Annotated in this window: 16 protein-coding genes; 8 read left to right on the top strand and 8 right to left on the bottom strand. The window is 60.6% G+C overall.

Features of this window, described 5'->3' with window-relative positions; genetic code table 11:
• Nucleotides 1-29: 29 nt before the first annotated feature.
• The 3 genes from B2G88_RS02645 to B2G88_RS02635 form a co-directional block, all read right to left on the bottom strand.
• Nucleotides 30-266, bottom strand: coding sequence for a UPF0058 family protein (locus B2G88_RS02645; protein WP_054864036.1), 237 nt, complete (start codon nt 264-266; stop codon nt 30-32).
• A 327-nt stretch (nt 267-593) separates the two neighbouring features.
• On the bottom strand, nt 594-773 hold the full coding sequence (locus B2G88_RS19850) for a DUF7836 family putative zinc-binding protein (RefSeq protein ID WP_054864033.1): 180 nt from the start codon (nt 771-773) through the stop codon (nt 594-596).
• A 110-nt stretch (nt 774-883) separates the two neighbouring features.
• Nucleotides 884-1870, bottom strand: coding sequence for a transcription initiation factor IIB (locus B2G88_RS02635; RefSeq protein ID WP_087713893.1), 987 nt, complete (start codon nt 1868-1870; stop codon nt 884-886).
• A 370-nt stretch (nt 1871-2240) separates the two neighbouring features.
• Here B2G88_RS02635 and B2G88_RS02630 point away from each other — a divergent pair, with 370 nt between their 5' ends.
• Nucleotides 2241-2945 carry an MBL fold metallo-hydrolase gene (locus tag B2G88_RS02630; RefSeq protein WP_087713892.1) on the top strand — a complete coding sequence of 235 codons (705 nt, stop codon included), beginning with the start codon at nt 2241-2243 and terminating at the stop codon, nt 2943-2945.
• Nucleotides 2946-3020: 75 nt separating this feature from the next.
• Nucleotides 3021-3983: an MFS transporter gene (locus B2G88_RS02625; protein WP_054864034.1), complete on the top strand. Its 963-nt coding sequence runs from the start codon at nt 3021-3023 to the stop codon at nt 3981-3983.
• A gap of 62 nt (nt 3984-4045) precedes the next feature.
• On the opposite strand, the gene B2G88_RS02620 is transcribed toward B2G88_RS02625, so the two are convergent.
• Nucleotides 4046-5137 (bottom strand): DNA topoisomerase IV subunit A, encoded by a 1092-nt coding sequence (locus B2G88_RS02620; RefSeq protein WP_087713891.1) that lies wholly within the window; start codon nt 5135-5137, stop codon nt 4046-4048.
• Nucleotides 5134-7596 (bottom strand): DNA topoisomerase VI subunit B, encoded by a 2463-nt coding sequence (locus tag B2G88_RS02615; RefSeq protein WP_087713890.1) that lies wholly within the window; start codon nt 7594-7596, stop codon nt 5134-5136. Before B2G88_RS02615 ends, B2G88_RS02620 begins: the two co-directional genes overlap by 4 nt.
• Nucleotides 7597-7836: 240 nt before the next feature.
• Between B2G88_RS02615 and B2G88_RS02610 the strand changes: the two genes are divergently transcribed.
• Nucleotides 7837-8445, top strand: coding sequence for a helix-turn-helix domain-containing protein (locus tag B2G88_RS02610; protein ID WP_054864035.1), 609 nt, complete (start codon nt 7837-7839; stop codon nt 8443-8445).
• Between the two features lie 64 nt (nt 8446-8509).
• On the opposite strand, the gene B2G88_RS02605 is transcribed toward B2G88_RS02610, so the two are convergent.
• Nucleotides 8510-9679, bottom strand: coding sequence for a M24 family metallopeptidase (locus tag B2G88_RS02605; RefSeq protein ID WP_394335699.1), 1170 nt, complete (start codon nt 9677-9679; stop codon nt 8510-8512).
• 127 nt (nt 9680-9806) lie between these two features.
• On the opposite strand from B2G88_RS02605, the gene B2G88_RS02600 reads away from it, so the two are divergent.
• The 4 genes from B2G88_RS02600 to B2G88_RS02585 all read left to right on the top strand — a co-directional run bounded on the left by B2G88_RS02600 (nt 9807) and on the right by B2G88_RS02585 (nt 12880).
• Nucleotides 9807-10685 carry a COX15/CtaA family protein gene (locus tag B2G88_RS02600; protein WP_087713888.1) on the top strand — a complete coding sequence of 293 codons (879 nt, stop codon included), beginning with the start codon at nt 9807-9809 and terminating at the stop codon, nt 10683-10685.
• Nucleotides 10686-10808: 123 nt separating this feature from the next.
• Nucleotides 10809-11252, top strand: coding sequence for a CopG family ribbon-helix-helix protein (locus tag B2G88_RS02595; protein ID WP_087714281.1), 444 nt, complete (start codon nt 10809-10811; stop codon nt 11250-11252).
• A 180-nt stretch (nt 11253-11432) separates the two neighbouring features.
• The gene (locus B2G88_RS02590) at nt 11433-12173 is read left to right on the top strand and encodes a helix-turn-helix domain-containing protein (RefSeq protein ID WP_054864162.1); all 741 of its coding nucleotides are present in this window, start codon (nt 11433-11435) and stop codon (nt 12171-12173) included.
• A 74-nt stretch (nt 12174-12247) separates the two neighbouring features.
• Entirely contained in the window at nt 12248-12880 is a 633-nt protein-coding gene (locus tag B2G88_RS02585) for a uracil-DNA glycosylase family protein (protein WP_087714280.1), read from the top strand.
• Between the two features lies 1 nt (nt 12881).
• On the opposite strand, the gene B2G88_RS02580 is transcribed toward B2G88_RS02585, so the two are convergent.
• On the bottom strand, nt 12882-14303 hold the full coding sequence (locus B2G88_RS02580; protein ID WP_087713887.1) for a J domain-containing protein: 1422 nt from the start codon (nt 14301-14303) through the stop codon (nt 12882-12884).
• 133 nt (nt 14304-14436) lie between these two features.
• On the bottom strand, nt 14437-15783 hold the full coding sequence (locus tag B2G88_RS02575) for a DNA polymerase Y family protein (protein WP_087713886.1): 1347 nt from the start codon (nt 15781-15783) through the stop codon (nt 14437-14439).
• 104 nt (nt 15784-15887) lie between these two features.
• On the opposite strand from B2G88_RS02575, the gene B2G88_RS02570 reads away from it, so the two are divergent.
• The gene (locus tag B2G88_RS02570) at nt 15888-16277 is read left to right on the top strand and encodes a DUF5518 domain-containing protein (protein WP_054864157.1); all 390 of its coding nucleotides are present in this window, start codon (nt 15888-15890) and stop codon (nt 16275-16277) included.
• Nucleotides 16278-16348 lie beyond the last annotated feature (71 nt).

Here is a 16348-nt window from a genome sequence, read left to right as displayed (position 1 = left end):
GTTGGCTGCCGGAGATTCGTCTCGAAGGATTAGTCCGCGGTCGCCGCGATGGCTTCCTGCTCGTCTTCGCCCATGTTCGTCGTGATTCCGTTGGCGAGTGCAAAAACAGCGGCTTTGTGATCCGTTTTCGATTTGTGAATTGATGTTGGCCGAATGCCTCGAGATTCGTACTCCTCGAGATCGATCTGACAGTTGTCCCACTCTGCACACTGGTTCGATACCTCCGCGAGAAGACCGTGAAGGTGGATGAGCTCCTGCTTCTTCATAACCATCCTGTTCTACCCACTGCAGGGTTATATTATTATCTTGAGTCGCGTTACCACACGCCCTCTATTCGTGAGAGTGAATATCACGATCAATACTGTGTTGAAGCTGCCGATTAGCCGCATAAAACTGGCAACAACCCATGTTTGGACTGGGATTTAATTACTGTCTACTTTGATATGTTTTGGTGGCCGATGCTGTTCCATCGGGACGCGAATACGACCTGCTCTCGACACGCACAGTCTATCGTCGATGCCGCCAGTAGGCACTGGTTAGTCCGATTCATCGAGACAACGAAGGGATAGTTATGACCCGTACTCGAGGATGGGTTACCCGAGTTGATTCAGCGTTTGGAGGTCACGATCAGTTCGCATAAACTCGGAAGTCCGTCGTGTTGCATGACAGTTCGGACAGTGAAACATCGACGTTGAGTCAGGAAGTTCGCGCGGTGCGGACTGCCAGTCTTTGGTACATTCAGGACACAGCAGCTGCACAGTCGTCTGGTCCATGCTATGGTGTTACACACCAACTGTGAAAAACTTTGTCGCATCACACGCCACCACGCTGGAGGCGTTCAATCTGAAATTACCGACCCGAACCGGCGAGCGAGACTCCCGTGTTAGGCAGGCGCGGCCGAATCCGACGCCTCGAGGAGTTCTTTGTACCGGTTTCGGATCGTCACTTCGGAGATGCTTGCGACTTCGCTGACCTCGTTTTGGGTGACTTTCTCGTTCGTGAGCAGCGCCGCAGCGTAGACACCAGCAGCGGCGAGGCCGACTGGCGACTTACCGCTGTGGACGCCCGCCGCGCGTGCGGAGTCGAGCAGCTCGCGGGCCATCCGCTCGGTCTCATCGGAGAGATCGAGGTCGCTGACGAACCGTGGAACGTAGCTCTCTGGGTCAGCCGGCTGGACCTCGAGGCCGAGTTCGCGGATGATGTAGCGATACGTACGCGTCAGTTCCATCTTCTCGACGCGGCTGACAGCCGAGATTTCGTCGAGGCTGCGTGGCGTCCCTGCCTGTCGTGCAGAGGCGTACAGCGAGGCCGTCGCGACACCTTCAATCGAGCGACCCGGGAGGAGGTCCTCCTCGAGTGCGCGTCGGTAGATGACGCTTGCCGTTTCGCGGACGTTCTCCGGCAGTCCGAGCGCACTCGCCATGCGGTCGATTTCGCCGAGTGCCTGTTTCAGGTTGCGCTCCTTGGAGTCACGCGTGCGGAAGCGCTCGTTCCAGGTGCGAAGGCGTTGCATCTTCTGGCGCTGACGACTCGAGAGGGACTTGCCGTAGGCGTCTTTGTCCTGCCAGCCGATGTTCGTCGACAGGCCCTGGTCGTGCATCATGTTCGTCGTTGGGGCGCCGACGCGGCTTTTCTTGTCTTTCTCTGCGGAGTCGAATGCGCGCCACTCAGGGCCGCGGTCGATTCCGTCTTCTTCGACGACGAGGCCACAGTCGTCACAGACGGTCTCGGCGTGTTCGGCGTCCGAGATGAGACGACCACCACATTCGGGACACTGCTCTTGTTCCTCAGAGCGTGCTGTCTCCTCAGTTTCCTCGTCGCGTTCCACCTCTTGCTCGCTCGTATAGGCTCGGATGTTTGTATCAGTCATGGTGTATCGGGTTGGTTACTCGGGGCTCCCGGGTGGGGTAACCAGAAGAAACCCGGACGCCTCGGTTAACATATAGTAATACCGGAACGCATATAAATGCTTCGCCTACTTTATAAACTGACTGCCCAGTGTCCATATATATGTTTTGGTTATACAATCACTGATAATGCAGAACTGGCTACGTACAATACCTAATTGATCGGTGAACGAGCTCCGGGCTGAAATGCGGACATCGAACACTATAGTAGCCACTGACAGTCAGTGCACACCCAATCGAACGACGGCTATGCGATTGGTGTGTAAACAGTTTCAGTTGTTACTATAATGCAGACCTCGAACACTTTTCGACCCGGCCAGAGAAAGACGCTGTATGACCGTCCGTTTTGGCGCAATTACAATTGACTGGTTCGGCCTCGCATCGGTTCGACTCGAGGGACAGACCGGCGCTGTCATCTACATTGACCCTGGGCCGACCGAATACGGCATCCTCGAGGATCAGACCCCTCGGGACGGCGATCTCATTCTCGTCTCACACGATCATCACTACGATCCGGACGCAATTCGGCGGGTCGCACACGAGAACGCATTCGTCGTCGTCCACGAGTCGGTCGACGCCGAGATGATCGACGGGCCAGTCGACCAGCCCGAACAGTTGCCATACGAGGTCGAACGTGTTCGAGCCGACGAATCGTTCGTGCTTGGGCCACTGGATCTGTTTACGACGCCGGCGTACAACGACCCGGCAGGCCCACACACCGATGCTGACGGGAACCCATATCACGCCGAGGGCGCGGGCTGTGGCTTCGGTGTCACTATCGACGGCGTCACTGCGTTCTGGCCTGGCGATACCGACGCCCTGCCGGTTCACGAGGAACTGGCAGTCGACCTCTTCTTGCCCCCAATTGGCGGCACGTACACCATGGACCGCCACGACGCTGCCGACCTCGCCGCTGCGATGGTTCCGGATCTCGTCCTCCCCCTCCACTACGATACGTTCGAGGAAATTGCCGCCGATGCGGACGCATTCGTCGTCGACGTCGCCCGACGTGGCATCCCCGTCGTCCTCGAGGGGTAATCAGTTACCCCGCTGGACGTACTCGACGTGTTATATTTCCAAAGAGTTAGTGGTCCCACCCTCGAATAGAGACGTATGCGAACCGAGCGTCGGGGACACGGTGGTGAGACAGATGCGTGCTCGAGGTGTGACGTCAGTCTCGAGCCGTCGATGAACTTCTGTCCGGCGTGTGGAACTCCGAATCGAGCCCAGAACCCATCCGCCGAAACGGAGCGTGACACTACCGCAAGTCACGCATCGCCGTCAGCCGACGCGCGACGCCAGCAACTCGAGGACAAAATCGCGATGGCGACGAGCGACGGCTGGAAACTCGAGTACGATTTCGGTGACCGAGCGGTCATGAGTCGCCGGTCGGCCGGCACCTTTGATGCTCATGTCCTGGTTGGTTTGGGCACGCTCTGGTGGACAATGGGACTTGGAAACGTCCTCTATGGCATTTACGCGTACTCCGAAAAACCCGAACGCATGGTGCTTTATCCCGACGCAGCCAGCGATCCCACTCTCGAGAACGAGACAGAATGGTCTGCGTTGTCACACATCCTCGCGCGGATGACGACTGGTGCCTGCTGGCTGCTTGGAATACTGGTCCTGGTCCTCAGCGCCATGACTCTCGGCACTGCGCCATGGTTCGTCACCGGCCTTCTCCTAGCCATTGCGGCGCTCTTTGGACTCGTCGGGGCCAGCGTCTTGCCCTCGGTCAACAGCCGACTCTCGAGGCGTCACTCCGTCCTGACGAACGGACGTACCCGCTCCGTCGATGAGCAACGCGTCAACTCTTACACAGAGCCCTGTATGACCTGTGGCGAACCAATTGGTCACGGCCTCGAGCGGCGCTATCGCTCGGAGTTTTGTCTGTTCGGCGTCCCGATCACCGGCTCGAGCGGGACAAATTACTACTGTCAGCGCTGTGCGAGCGCCGACCAGCCGATTACCGATACCGAACCAGAGTCACACCCATCCACGACGGCTGGGTCGACTCGAGACGGCAATCACCGGTCGTGTCACGACGATGTCGAAACTGATGCTGCACTCGAGTAGACGGCTGTGAAATCCTCGAGCAGCTCTGTCACCATCTCCCTGAACCGCGGTTCGATGGCCGTCTAGATGACGCCCATCTCACTGAGCCGTTCTGGGAGATACGTATCCGTCACGAAATCAAGCCCATGCGATGCCAGTGACTGCTGTTCGGACTTCTTCTCAATCTCGAGTTGCAACTCGATCTGTTCTTCCCAGTAGTCCGTCTGGAAGCGCGGGTCCTCGAGTTCGCTCTCGAGTGCGTTCTTGTCCGAGTCCGAGAGTGGGTCGGTCGGAAGGTCGTACTCGACGATATCGGCGGGCTGGATGCCGATGAACTTCGCTTCGGGCGTCGCGAGGTACTCCGAGAGATGTGCCGACTTGATCGAGCCGTAGGCGACCGAGCCGTAGATGCGGTACGACCACGGGTCGCCGTCTGTAAAGACCACGACGGGGAGACCGAGTTCGTCGTGGAATCGCTTGGTCAGCCGGCGCGTCGCGCGGGCGGGCTGACCGCCGAGGTGGACGACAATGGCGTTGTGCTCTTCGTCGAAGCCGTTCTCGACGAGTCGGTCACGCATCCCACCGGTCTCGACACACAGGACGAAATCGGCGTCGTTGTCGAGGAACTGGATCATATCCGGGTTGTTCGGAATCTGATACCCGCCCTGCCCGACGTCCAGTTGGCAGTGGATGTCGCGGTCGCCACGGTTCGTCTGCTCACGAATATGGATTGGCCCCATCACCTTCGCGCCCGACTCCTCGGGGCGCATGTGGAAGTCCTCGCGAGTGACGCCGGAGACGATCTCTAAGTCCTCGATCATGCCGTTGGACTCGTCCTGACTCGTAAACTGGGCCTCGTTGTTATCCCAACTCTCTGAAAGGTAGTAGAGTTCACGCAGGGTCGAGGACCGATCTTCCTCGAGTTGTTCGGCGAGGAACTCGATGGTGTAGACTGCCTTGAGGAGCTTTCGTGCCCCCTTGACGGAGTTTGCCGAGCGCGTCGACTCGCGGTCGCCGTACACCCAGACGTTCGAGTCCTCGTCATATTCGATGTTGTTCTTCGTCCGCGTCGGCACGGACATATGTGGAATCTCGCCCAGTTCGAACTGGTCGTAAAACTGCGCTGCGAGATCGAGTAACTGTTCTCTGGCCTGTTGTTCGTTGTCCGCGCTCATTGTTTGACGGTAAGTTTCTCGCTTTCGACACCCTTGATATCCAGATCGAACGCCGCGTCATCTGAGACCGTATACTCGAGTGCGGCCTCGTCGTCGCTTGCGACCTCGACGCCCCACTTGACGAACCACTCGCCATCCATTTCGACGACGGTGGCGTCATCGGGCAGGGCGCTCGGTTCGGCTGAGACGATGTCCGTAATCTCGAGCGATTCGTTCGTTCCCGAGTTGTTCTCGACCACAATCGAGACGGCCTGTGTGGTGCCGTTCTGTTCGACCTCGCGTTCGACGAGGACGTTGTTCATGATTCGGGCGATAGCGTCGTCGATGTTTGGCTCTTCTTTGCCGGTCACTTCGGCAACCTTGGTTGCCATTTCGGGGAGAATCTTCCCGAGGACGTTCTGTTTCTTCCGGCGTTTCTGCATCGAGCGGCGCTTGTTGAGGAAGCTCTTGAGTTCGCGTGCGGCCTCACGGATCGCGAGTTCGATCTCGTCTTCGATTTCCGGAACGTTCGCGACGGCGTCTTTGGACTCGCTTGTGAAGGGAACGTTCGTCGAGGCGACGTGAATCATGATCACCGCAGGGCCGTTTGGCACGCCGGAGCCACCGGGCTGGTCGAGTCCGTAATTTCGCCAGCCGATACTTTTGACCACGTCAGTCGTCGCACACGCACCGCGCTGGTAGACCAGTGGCACGCGGTTTGCAAATCGGAGCACGTCGGCGCTCCCTTCGGCCTCGAGGTCGCCGCCGTAGGCGATGCCGGCTTCGACGACGAACGGATCGCCGCCGTGGACTTCGGCATCGCGCGTGGCGGAGGCGTAAAAGTCGGCGTCGAACTCCTTCTGGAGTCCAGCCTCGATCAGATCCGCAGAGATGGGGGCAAGACACCGGGTCGGCGGTGCCATGATATCCGTCGCCCGCATCCCGTCGACGAGGTCGCTCGTCGCGTCGCGGTCGCCGTCGAGTTCACGCACGAGTGGTGGATCATCGGGGACGGTCGCCATCACGTCCCAGATTGCTTCGACGATGTTCTCACGGGCGGTGTCACCGAAGGTGACCTCGTCGTACTCCTCGGTGAGGTCTGCAGCGCGGTCGACGTACTCCCACAGGCCGTCGTGCGTGATCCGGTGTCGAACGTCGTCCTCGGCTGCATCGACGAGCGTCCCAGCCAGTCGCTGGGCGAACGCCTGGATAATCTCGTCGTCCTTGCGCGTACTCGTTGCGTCGTCTGCGAGTTCGTAACAATCGGTAACGAGCCTCGAGTCAGCCGTCCCGTCATCCGATGCTGGCTCGGCCGCATCGTCTGGCAACTCATCGATCAGCGCGAGCCAGACCGCGTCGACGGCGTTGTCGCGGACGGTCTCGCCGAACGTCGTTCCGTACTCGTCTTCGACCGCCTCAGCGGTGTCTTCGACGATCTCGAGCAGTTCGTGGTGGGCGATCCGGTCGGTGCTGTCGACCTCGTCTGCGATAGTTTCGGCGAACGCTGCCGTCGCGTCCGCCCCTTTGTTTACCGTTGCCTCGGAGACCGCGCTCTCGAGGTCGATGTCCTCGTGGGCTGCGGGTGGCTGCCAGCGCATCTCGCGGCCGTAGTGGCGGTCACGGAACTCGTCGATAACCGAGTCGGCCGTTTTCTTGCCGACACGGGTAAACTCCTCCTGAAGGAAGCCCGAGACAGTCTGAGAGTCCGTCGCCCCGAGCATCTTCATCACGGTCCCGAGTTCGACGCCGTGGGGGTGGGGTCGGATTTCCTCGGTCTCCTCGGGCAACTGGTCGGTTGCGCGCTCGAATTTGAAATGGGCTGTGGGTTCGCGCAACTCGAGGCGGGCGTGGGGGTTGACGACCGCCGTGTGCTTGATGTAGTCGTGGAGTTGCTGGCGAGCGCGCATGTTTGCCTCCATCTCGAGTTCGATGCGCGTGCCGTGTGGCCGATCCCACGTGGTCGTCTCCTCGACGCTGATTTCGGGTTCGTTGTCGTCGGTATCGACGATTAGTTCGAAGTACTGTGCCTCGCTCGAGCCCTCTGTTCGACTCGTGATCTTGGCGGGTTTGCCACTCGTCAGTTGCGAGTAGAGGACGGCAGCGGAGATACCGATTCCTTGCTGACCGCGAGATTGTTCGCGGGCGTGGAATCGAGAGCCATAGAGCAGTTTCCCGAATACTTTCGGCAGCGAGTCTTTCGTCAGCCCGGGACCGTTGTCCTCGACGATCAGCCGGTAGTAGTCACCTGCTTCTTGAATTTCAACATAGATATCGGGCAGAATTCCTGACTCCTCGGCGGCGTCCAGGGCGTTGTCGACGGCCTCTTTGACGGCCGTCACAAGGCCTCGAGCGCCGCTGTCGAAGCCGAGCATGTGCTTGTTCTTCTCGAAGAACTCGGCGATGGAGATCGCTTGCTGGTTCTCGGCCAGCTCCTCGGCGATCCCCTCCTCTTCACCGAGTGTCGACTGGAACGACGTCATCGTATCCCTGTACTAGCGGGGGGGCTAAAAGATGTGCGCTACCGAAGTGAAAGTGAACACCTCGGCTCACCTCGAGCATACTAGCCACTGACAGTCAGTGCACACCTGATCGCCAGCCATGTCGGCGATCAGTGTGTCACTCGTTGCAGTTGCGACTATATTGCGTGGACAGTCGAATGGGAATAGTCACTGCACAAAGGTTTAACGTCACTCGAGACTTTGTCCTACTCGAGAGGACACATGGACCCAAACGACACTGACGAGCACGAGGAAACGGACGGAGACGGCCGATCACTCGAGGACGGGGCCATTGATCCCGACGATCTCGTCGATGGCAGTGGTCGAAACACGGTCGACGAGGTCGACCAACGAATCGTCGATCTGCTCTCGTGGATCCTCGATACGGAGACGCGAGCGAAGATTTACGTCCACCTGCTCGCACATCCCGGCAGCACGAGCGAGGAGGTCGCAAAGGGGACGGGACTGTATCCAAGCACCGTCCGCGAGGCGCTCGCAGAACTCCACGAGGAAGATCGGGTCGTCCGTGAAAAGCGAGCAAGCGAGGGCGCGGGGAACAACCCCTACGAGTACACGGCGATTCAGCCGAGCGAACTCGTCGGCGGCGTCGTCGATCAGGTCCAGCAGGAACTCAACACCATCTTCACGCTGGATCGCGTGCTCGACCGCGACGAGACGGTCGAGTCCGACCCCGCTTTCGGCGATGACACCGACCCCGTGACGATTACTGTCGACGACACGGACCCGCTCGAGGACGACGAGTCTGCCGATTCCGGCCTCGAGTCCGACGCTGACCTCGAATCTGACTCCGACGACCCGACCGACTCCTGATCGAACCCCTCACTGTCGCCGTCACCCGTCGCGCCGGTACAAAACAGACTGACAGCCCAGCCGATTACTCTTCGCCGAGCGTCAGCACGTCCGGCCGCTCGAGTGCGACCTCGTCGCCGAAGTCCCACTCCTCGAGTTCGAGCGGTTCGACTGTCGTCGTTTCCCAGCCGCCAGTCGTCGTCAGCGCCTCTATTTCCTCGTCAGTGACGAGCGCGGTATCCTCGCTTTTTGCACCCTGTACCGTCGGATTCCAGGCGTAGGCCATCGGCGTCTTGACCGGCGCGTCATTGTCCGGCGTCGCGATCCACTCGCGGCCTGCGAAGCCAGCGGCACCGCCCTGATGGTGGTATTCCCATTCGCCCTCGAAGCCGACCGCAGCGTAGGCGTCCTGGACGGCGCTGAATACGTCGCCCGCGGTCCCGTCAGCCGCTGCAGTGGCTTGTGTCGCCGCAAGCGCCGTTGTCTCAACCTGCGTGGCAGCGCGATGGCGTGCCTCGAGCCAGTCGGGGGCGTCGAACGCTACTGTGCGCGTACAACTCGCGTGCAGGCCGTACTTTTCGGCGGTCACTGAGACGAGCGCGTAGTCGCCGAGTTCGGTCTGTGTCGGCGTGTAGTGGCGATACTGCGTCGCGCGCTCACTGCCGCCGACCAGTCGCACCGGCGCTTCGATGTTTCGTGCCGAGAGAGCCACCTGCAGCGCCGAGGCGACCTCGAGTTCGCTGTCTTCGGGTCGGAGTTCACGACAGACGGATTCGACCGCAGCGGCCGTTTCGACGCTCAGTTCGCGGTAGCGCTCGCGGTCGCGGTCGGTCAGCGGCTGGCGCACCGTCGCCGGGTCGATGCGCTCGAGGCCGGGCACCTCGATGTCGGCTGCAGCCTGTTCGTCGTCCGCGACCTGCTCGGCGATGGCGCGCTCGAGCGACGTCGCGTACCAGTCGAACTGCTCGAGGGTGAACTCATCGCCGAGGTCTGGCAGTTCCTCGGCTTCGATTCGTGGGGCTTCGATGGTGTCGGTGACGACGTGTACGTCGCCATCGTAGCCAACGGCCGCGATGCCGGCATCGGCTTCGCGGTCGATGACGCTGTTGCCACCCGTCAGCCACGCAAAGGAGTTAGGCCGGGCGAACCAGACAGAATCGAGATCATGGGACTCGAGGACGGCCTCGAGTCGCTCGCGTTTGACGTTGTCCATGTCAGGTGCTGGCGTGGGGAGTCCTTGAATGCGACGGACCATGGCTGCGATGGACTGTCTGAAAAATCGTTCAAAAGACTCGTGAACGTGCGGACTGCTGGCTCTCAGTCGGTGGGAATCAACACGGGAAGCCTAAATACGGCTGGTCCTAACTCCGGGCTGAACGACCGTGTCGTCCGATAGCTCCCCTTCGCGTCCGACACTTCGATCAGTGACCGACCGGTTTGGCTACCCGCATTTCCTCGCGGCAACACTCGTGTTGGTCGCGGCAACCATCCTCTTAGGCGTTGCCGCGAAAGCAACCGGCTCGGGACTTGCCTGCGAGGCGAACTGGCCACAGTGTGATGCCGGCCCGTTCAATCTATTCCCGGCGAACCTCCCGAGTTTCTACGAGTGGATTCACCGATTCGTCGCGATGTTCGCTGGCTTTGCGATTATCGGCTCGGCGGTCGCCGCCTGGCGACTCCCCGACATCGACACTCGAGTCGCATCGCTGGTTGTCCTCGGAATGGTCCTCACGCCGATTCAGGTGTACCTGGGTCGTGAAACCGTGTTAGTATACGAGATGGACATCCTCTCGTTGCACTTCTGGACTGCAATCCTGATCTTCGGCCTGTTCGTCGTCGCAACGGTGCTCGTCTGGCGATCTGCGCTCGGTGCTGAGACGGTGACTGCCGCCTTTGGACTCGGTCTCCTCTCGGTTCCCCTGCATATCGCGTTGAGTCCGACCGACCTTGGAGTCGTCTCAGAGTACTCGCCGACCGTTCAGTTGCTCCAGTACGGTGTCACGCTTGCGCTGATCGCCGCCGTCATCGTCGCCATCATGGTCGGCCGCTGGCGCTTCGATGACCGCCCGCTACTTGCCATAGCCGGCGTGACAGCCGTATTGGGACTCGCAGTCTCGTATCTCGGCCGACAGCTCGTGATGAACAACATTTCGGCACTCGACCAGCTCTACATCGGACTCGCCGTCGTGCTCTTTTTCATCTTCTGTGCTGGCGGCTACTACAGTCACACGCGGGCAACGCGCACCGATTCTGCCCATTGAGGCTGGCTCTCATTGCTGTCTCCCAGTCGTGTCCACCCAGCAGTGACTCGCCCACTCGAGGCCGACCAGATCGAACGCGCGGGCAACCGCGACGCTTTTTCGCTGCCAGCCCAACGACGATGTATGCGAACGAGCCTCAATATCCCCGAGGAGATGATCGCCGAATTCGATCAGACCTGGCAGGCAGAAGGGCTTGATTCCCGATCTCGAGCACTCCGCGAGGCAATTCAGGAGTACGTCGAATCACACCATAGCCTCGAGCAGGCCCACGGGACGGTGGCGGCGACACTCGTCTTCGATTACGTCCATGACGAGATTATCGAGACACTCCACGAAATCCAACACGAGTATCAGGCTGTTATCGACACGACCTGTCACGTCCACCACGGTGAATGGTGTCTCGAGTCCGTGTTTTGTCACGGCGATGCAGCCGAGATTCGGTCGTTGGTCTATCAGTTGAAGGATTTCGACGCTGTCGGACGGGTTTCAGTGACGCTGTTGCGCGTTGAGTCGGAACACACAGCCCAGGATGACAGTCATCATTCCAGCCACGACGGTAATAAATGACTTCGATATCGAACCCGCCGATTCTTATAAGAACCGGAGAATATACGACTGAGCGCCCCCCATGTTTGTCCATTGTTGCAATTCAGTCCTCCATAGGCCGATCCAATCGGTACCAACTTGCAACCGACCGGACCATGCGGCAGTTCCACGCAGTCGACGTCCCCAGTTTGCCCCCAATCAATGAGTGTTATCGCGACAGTTTCCATCCCTGCGACAGCGTTTCCCCTTGGCTCGATGCTCGACTCAGACCTCGATGTCACCGTGACCGTCGAAACGACAGTCCCGACGAGCGAGGGAATCATCCCCTATCTCTGGGTTCCACTCGAGGCACTCGAGTCAGTTCACGAGCGACTCGAGAACGAATCACTGGTCGATGCGGTCGCCATCATCGATAGACTCGAGGACAACGCCCTGCTCAAGATCGATTGGAACGAGCAGGTCAATGGCATTCTCGAGGCGATTCGTCAGAACGAGGCGATTGTCACGAGCGCCGTTGGCACAGCCTCGACGTGGACGTTCCGGCTTCGGTTCCCGACCTACGACGCGCTCTCGTCGTTCTATACGACCTGTACGAACCAGAATATCTCGGTCGAACTTGTCCAACTACACGAGGCTGTGACGCAGGAGAATCAACGCCGCTTTGGGCTGACAACGCCACAGCGAACGCTCATTGTCGCCGCCTACGAGGCAGGCTATTTCGACGTGCCACGGGAGACGACACTCGTCGATCTCGGCGAGCGACTCGAGATTTCGGATTCTGCGGTCTCACAGCGACTCAGACGAGGGCTCGCAGCACTCATCGACTCGACGCTTGCGGCCGGCTCACGGTCGACGGCCGAGACAGCATTCGCAAACGGTGGCCTGGATGATGAGTACGGGCCGACATCCGAGTACACTCGGGCAGATGACTCGTCCCAGTAGCGGGACAGACGACCTGTTGGGACGGGCCAGCCCCAACCGCGGTCGTTATTGTGACGGCCCTCGTTATCCCGCTCGTGAAGAACGTCACCGATAGAACGAGCAACCCGTTCGGACTCCGCCCGCCGTTTGACCGGACCGCCCCGGACGCGCGCACGGCCGTGTTTGGCTACGGTGACGCGAACGCCGACTTCCACCTTATCGGCGACCATCCAGGGGCGCATGGCGGCAAGCGATCCGGCATCCCGTTTACCGACACCGACGCCGGCCTCGCGATTCAGGACATCTTTCGCGACCTCGAGTTCGTCTCCGGACCGACAGACGAGCCTCGCTTCGAGAACCTCTTTGGCAGCTACATCCACATGTGCTGTCTGCCGGACGGCCACCAGCCGACACAGCGAGAGTACGACGACTTAGAGCGCTTTTTTGACGCCGAACTGCGGGCGATCAACGCCCACATTCTGCTCCCGGTCGGCACGGCCGCGACGGATCACATCCTCGAGACGTACACGACCCAGCGCCGGCGATTCGACCTCGAGACGGACGACCTCCACGCGCGGGAAATCCGCGGTCGTGGCTTCATGGTCGTCCCGATTCGCGAGCCAGACGAGTGGGAGTCCGGCGACCGTGAGCGACTCGTAGAGCGACTCGAGGCCATTCTAGCAAGTGATTACCGGCAGACAAAGGGTGTAGCGACGACGGTTGGCTGAACTACCGACCGAATCGCTTTCTGATCGTCGCCCGCAGCGGCAAGCCGAGTGCGCCTGCAAGTGGCAAGACGACGAACGCGAGGAGTTCAGCCGGGAGCAGGCCGTAGCCAGCCAGCCCAGCGCCGATACCGATGATCGGCGCGAGGACGGGAACGACGTACAGATACGACGGTTTCCAGCCGGGCCGCAGCCGAGTGTGGTGAACGACGACGCCGAACAGGAACGGCATGAGCACCGCACCAGCGAGTAGCGGGCCACCGACGAGCGTCGTCGAAATCGAGAGCGCAATCGCCAGGAAGATCGTCTCGTCGATTGTAATCGTCTCCCAGGGATCGTCGTGACGCCACAGGCGATTGACGAGGACCAATACGAGCGCAGCAACGACGACTCCTGCGAGCGCGCCGTACCACTCGAGTGCCGGCAACGGTGGGGCGACAAGTTCGAGGCGGGTAACGAACATCGCCGGATTTTCGATGCCGTGGCGTCCCTCGACGAGCAGTGTCCAGATCGCCTCGACGTCGGTCCCCATCGCAGCGACGTCGGCGAAAACTCCTTCGAGTGCGCTGTCGTTCTCGAGGATGAAGTGAGCGAGACCGAGTGCGTAGATGAGGACAGAGAGCCAAATGAGCGGCAAGGAGAAGTTCTGGCGACGCCACCAGCGAGTGAGTGGGTTATCCGACAGCCGAGTCTGGCTTTCGTCCGCTGTTGCGTTCTCAGTTGCCGTCGCCGTGTTCGCGGTTGCGCTCGCGTCTCCGGTGTTCGAGTGTGTCTGCTGTCCCGATCCACTCTGATGCGAGCCAGTCGCACCTCCAGTACTCGTGTTCGTCCTCGAGTGTGTGCTCGCACTGGCTCCTGTCCCCGTACTCGCATCTTGATCCGTTGAACTCGAGCGTGAGCGAGACTGCGTCCGTGATCCCGATCCGCTGGCGCTCGTGCCGGCAGTTGCAGACGTTGTCCCAGTCGTTCCCGATGCCGACGAGCCAGCGTGAGAGCGCGAACTCGAGTCCGAATTCGAACCGGAACGCGAGCGCGACCGGGATCGAGACGACTGCGAGCGCGAACTGCTTGCTGTCGAACCGTTTTGACTCGAGCTTGAGGTGGAAGTGGACGTGCGCGTTCGTGAGCCGCTCGAGGACGTCGACGAATCGCTGTCACTATCGGAGTTCCAGACGTCCGGCGAGGGGATGCCGCTCGTTCGTTTCGCGACGTAGTCTTTGTGTCCAAGTCGGTCGTAGGCCTGACGCTCGACCGGATCGCCAAGAATCTCGTTGGCTTTTTTGACGGCGGTAAACTGCGCTCGCGCGCGATCATCGTCGTTGACGTCCGGATGGTAGACACGAACCTTCTCGCGGTAGGCGTCTTTGATCTCATCCTGGGAGGCATCGGATGAGATCTCGAGAAGGTCATAGAAGTCCTCTGTCATGAGAGATCGAAGCGATATCAGTTGCTACTGCTTGTGAACGAAGGGGGATCATTTCAGTGTTCTGTTCGAATCGATTGCTGTCACGAACCACCGAATGAGGGACGGACCGCCAGTGAACGGCCCGGACGACGTATCACTCGCGGGAAAAGTCGGTAAGCGAGGATTGGCCCTCGCTGATCCCGTCTGAGTCTGCGTCGGACTCGTCAGGGTCCGGCTCTGACTCGAGGTCGTCACTCGCTGCTGCGTGTGACCCAGACTCTCTGTCAGCCTCAGTCGGTGACTCGGCTGGACTCGCACTCGAGTCAGCACTGTCCCAGCCGTCCAGACTGGCCTGATCAGCCGCGGAGAACTCGAGGTTGGCGACACGGACGCCGAGTTTTCTCACGGCGTCACTTTCGAACTCGGCGAACAGGTCGCGAGCGATGCGTTCGACCAGTTCGGGGTCGTCAACAGGGCCAGAAAGGGATTGCTCGCGGGTATTAACCTCGAACGGCGGCAGGACGGCTTTGACGCCGACAGTCCGGTACAGCGCGCCCTCGCGCGTCGCGCGGTCGGCAACGGCTGCGGCGAGCGTGTCGATCTGGTCGTACTTCGGCTCGGAGTCGGCAACTGGCTCGGCGAACGCGGATTCGCGCGAGAAGCTCTTGGGATCGCCTTTGGGTTCGACGCGTCGGTCGTCGTCGCCGCGGGCGCGGTCGTAGAGCTCTCGGCCGCGCTCGCCGAAGCGCTCAGCCAGCGGCTCGGGATCGGTTGCCGCGACGTCGCCTGCCGTCTCGAGGCCCATGTCCCGAAGTTCGCGGGCAGTCACAGGGCCGACGCCGTGGAGCAGGTCGACCTCGAGCGGAGCCAGGAACTCACGGACCTCGCCGGGTTCGATAACGGTGAGACCGTCAGGTTTGTCGAAGTCGCTGGCAATTTTCGCGGCGCTCATGGTGGGTGCAACGCCGACGCTGACGGTGACGCCGACCTCGCGGCGGATGCGGTCTTTGATGTGACGAGCGAAGCCGTCGGCGACCTCCCAGGCGGTGCGGTCGGTGACATCTAAGTAGGCCTCGTCGATGCTAACCTCGCGAACGATATCGGCGCAGTCGTGCAGGATTTCCCGGACGTCGTCAGCGACGGACTCGTAAAAGTCCATATCGACCGGGCGGTAGTGGCCAGTGTCCTCGCGCGTGAGGTCTGGATCGTGGTCGTCGGCGTCCGGATCGAGGGCCGCACGGCGAGGGAGTCGCTCGAGCGCACTCGAGATGGCCTGGGCGCTTTCGACGCCGAACTCGCGGGCCTCGTAGCTGGCGGTGGCGACCGCGCCGATGGTCTCACCGGGTTCGTAGCCCATGCCGACGACGACGGGGTCGTCCTCCAGTTCGGGCTCGCGCAGTCGCTCACAGGAGGCATAGAAGCAGTCGGCGTCGACGTGACAGACGATTCGGTCCTCGTCGTCTTCGTGGTCGACGCCCGGCAGCCGTGGCCCGTCGGGCATTCAGTTGGACCTTCGTCCGCGTCGTTGTGAACGTTGTGCCACGCTGGCGAGCCAATTTGTGTTAGTAGGGAAGGCTTTTGGCCACAGGCTTGGAACCGGGGCTTATGCCTACTGACTCGGCGAACACGCCACCGCCAGTCGACTCCTACGAGGAGCCCCAGGACCACACAAAGACGCTGATGAACGCCGCAGCGGGCGGCGGTGCCGGTATCGTCTTCTCGTTTATCCCCGGCTCACCGCTGCTTGGGGGCGCAATCGCTGGCTATCTCGAGGGTGGCGAGACGACGGATGGGCTCTGGGTCGGGCTGTTCGCCGGCCTGATCATGCTCATTCCGGTCACGTTTTTCGGGATGGTCGCGTTCACCTTTTTTGCTGGCGGCCCGGGAGTGCTCGGGACGTTTTTGCTGGTCATGTTCCTGATTGGGATGCTCTACGCGCTCGGATTGAGCATCTTCGGCGCGGTTATCGGCGTCTACCTCAAAAACGAACTCTGAGCTAGTACCGTTCCAACCGTCGACTGATAGAGTAGCCACTGACAGTCAGTGCACACCCAATCGCACGACGG

Origin of the sequence: Natronolimnobius baerhuensis (assembly GCF_002177135.1) — an archaeon.
GTDB classification, from domain to species: Archaea; Halobacteriota; Halobacteria; order Halobacteriales; family Natrialbaceae; genus Natronolimnobius; species Natronolimnobius baerhuensis.
The sequence above is the reverse complement of the archived record's forward strand: the minus strand, read 5'-3'. Positions and strand labels throughout refer to the sequence as shown.

Excerpts from the sequence above, each read along its gene's own strand:
- B2G88_RS02645 (WP_054864036.1), bottom strand. The coding sequence starts at position 266 with ATGAAGAAGCAGGAGCTCATCCACCTTCACGGTCTTCTCGCGGAGGTA.
- B2G88_RS19850 (WP_054864033.1), bottom strand. The coding sequence starts at position 773 with ATGGACCAGACGACTGTGCAGCTGCTGTGTCCTGAATGTACCAAAGAC.
- B2G88_RS02635 (WP_087713893.1), bottom strand. The coding sequence starts at position 1,870 with ATGACTGATACAAACATCCGAGCCTATACGAGCGAGCAAGAGGTGGAA.
- B2G88_RS02630 (WP_087713892.1), top strand. The coding sequence starts at position 2,241 with ATGACCGTCCGTTTTGGCGCAATTACAATTGACTGGTTCGGCCTCGCA.
- B2G88_RS02625 (WP_054864034.1), top strand. The coding sequence starts at position 3,021 with ATGCGAACCGAGCGTCGGGGACACGGTGGTGAGACAGATGCGTGCTCG.
- B2G88_RS02620 (WP_087713891.1), bottom strand. The coding sequence starts at position 5,137 with ATGAGCGCGGACAACGAACAACAGGCCAGAGAACAGTTACTCGATCTC.
- B2G88_RS02615 (WP_087713890.1), bottom strand. The coding sequence starts at position 7,596 with ATGACGTCGTTCCAGTCGACACTCGGTGAAGAGGAGGGGATCGCCGAG.
- B2G88_RS02610 (WP_054864035.1), top strand. The coding sequence starts at position 7,837 with ATGGACCCAAACGACACTGACGAGCACGAGGAAACGGACGGAGACGGC.
- B2G88_RS02605 (WP_394335699.1), bottom strand. The coding sequence starts at position 9,679 with ATGGTCCGTCGCATTCAAGGACTCCCCACGCCAGCACCTGACATGGAC.
- B2G88_RS02595 (WP_087714281.1), top strand. The coding sequence starts at position 10,809 with ATGCGAACGAGCCTCAATATCCCCGAGGAGATGATCGCCGAATTCGAT.
- B2G88_RS02590 (WP_054864162.1), top strand. The coding sequence starts at position 11,433 with ATGAGTGTTATCGCGACAGTTTCCATCCCTGCGACAGCGTTTCCCCTT.
- B2G88_RS02580 (WP_087713887.1), bottom strand. The coding sequence starts at position 14,303 with ATGACAGAGGACTTCTATGACCTTCTCGAGATCTCATCCGATGCCTCC.
- B2G88_RS02575 (WP_087713886.1), bottom strand. The coding sequence starts at position 15,783 with ATGCCCGACGGGCCACGGCTGCCGGGCGTCGACCACGAAGACGACGAG.
- B2G88_RS02570 (WP_054864157.1), top strand. The coding sequence starts at position 15,888 with ATGCCTACTGACTCGGCGAACACGCCACCGCCAGTCGACTCCTACGAG.